At 69.1% G+C, this 1,323-nt stretch carries 3 protein-coding genes; all 3 read left to right on the top strand.

From position 1 onward, the window contains the following. Nucleotides 1-275: hypothetical protein (locus tag IG02_RS0135400; RefSeq protein WP_030757701.1), on the top strand; the 275-nt coding region annotated here is incomplete at its 5' end. A gap of 110 nt (nt 276-385) precedes the next feature. Then, nucleotides 386-772: a hypothetical protein gene (locus IG02_RS0135395; protein ID WP_030757698.1), complete on the top strand. Its 387-nt coding sequence runs from the start codon at nt 386-388 to the stop codon at nt 770-772. Further along, nucleotides 769-1,323: hypothetical protein (locus IG02_RS43350; RefSeq protein ID WP_234315034.1), on the top strand; the 555-nt coding region annotated here is incomplete at its 3' end. The genes IG02_RS0135395 and IG02_RS43350, both read left to right, overlap by 4 nt.

The raw sequence follows: 1,323 nt of genomic DNA, 5'->3' as shown, positions 1-1,323 counted from the left end.
CCCTCGCCGAGGCGGACGGCTTCAGGTATGAGGGCTTGGAGCCGCACGACTATCAGCGGCACGTGGGCGCGGTGTTGGCCGTGCTGCCCGCGCCCGTCGGCCAGGCCGCCGTGCGTGCAGCCGCGTTTGAGGAGGCCGCCGCCCACTACGCCAAGCTGACCGACCAGAACGAGGCATACGACCTCGCCGAGCACGGATCGATCGACGAGACAGTGCGGCGACAGCGCACACCGACACAGCGGACCGTGCGCCCTGTACGGCCGCGAGGCGCATGACCGCAGTGACCACCGGGCCGATTCCAAGGATCACCCCCGCCTGACCGTCCCTGTTCTGCGGCTGGCGGCCCACCCGCCGCCAGCCGCCCCCCAATCCGAAGGAGAACACGATGCCCAAGAAGACCGGCCACCGCAGGAGCGGTGACCCTCGCAAAACCGGCGGAGATATCGTCGGCCCCGGCGGACCACACGACCGGCACGGCGTCATCCTCGACGACTGGGGCGCCGTACTACTCGATCACTCCACCGTGACCCTCGTGGAAACCCGTGGCGGCCAGACCGTGCTCGCCCTGCTCCTCGAAGGCCGGGTCAACAAGTCCCCAGACCGCGCCCGGAACTTGTACCTCATGAACGAGGACGGTGCCGCCGCGCTCGTCACGGAACTCATCGCCCTCGCCCACCGCATCGGACCCGAGTTCGGCCAGCGGTTCACCAAACGCATCACCTATCTCATCGAAACCGACGCCTTCACCGGCGACAAGGGAGACCAGTCATGACCCAGCAGTCCCGCCGCTTCCATCTCCAGCGCAACCACGATGTCACCGGCGTATCCGGTACCGGGATCGTCGCCCACGGCGTGCTGTGGCCCGATGGAACCGTCTCTGTCCGCTGGGCCGGTGACCGGCCCTCCACAGTGGCCTGGGACCGGATCGCGGACGCCGAGCACGTCCACGGGCACGGTGGGCACACCGTCATCGTCTGGGACGACCCCGAGCCCGTCGGCTGGGACAACGTCACCGCCGAGCACGGCGACGAGATGCGCCTCGACATCCACATCGGTACACCGGCCGACGACGCTGAGGTGGAACGACTGCGCGGGCAACTCAACCATGCAGAGGCCGAACTGACTCGGCTCCACGATGCCGAGTCCGCTGACGCGGCGGCCGGATCCTACGCAGGGCGCGCTGAGGAGGCAGAGGCCGCCATCGCCCGGGTGCGCCGGCTGTGCGAGATGACCATCGCCTGTTCCGTCCGGGTGCACGCGGTACAGCAGGCCCACGACATCCTGGCCATCCTCGACGGCACCGGCCAGCCCGACCCTCTGAAG

The sequence above is a fragment of the Streptomyces sp. NRRL F-5135 genome (assembly GCF_000719775.1).
Lineage (GTDB): Bacteria > Actinomycetota > Actinomycetes > Streptomycetales > Streptomycetaceae > Streptomyces > Streptomyces hebeiensis.
This window is presented reverse-complemented; position numbering and strand designations above follow the sequence as displayed.

What these genes read in the sequence shown, in the direction of transcription:
- IG02_RS0135395 (WP_030757698.1), top strand. Translation starts at nt 386, where the DNA reads ATGCCCAAGAAGACCGGCCACCGCAGGAGCGGTGACCCTCGCAAAACC.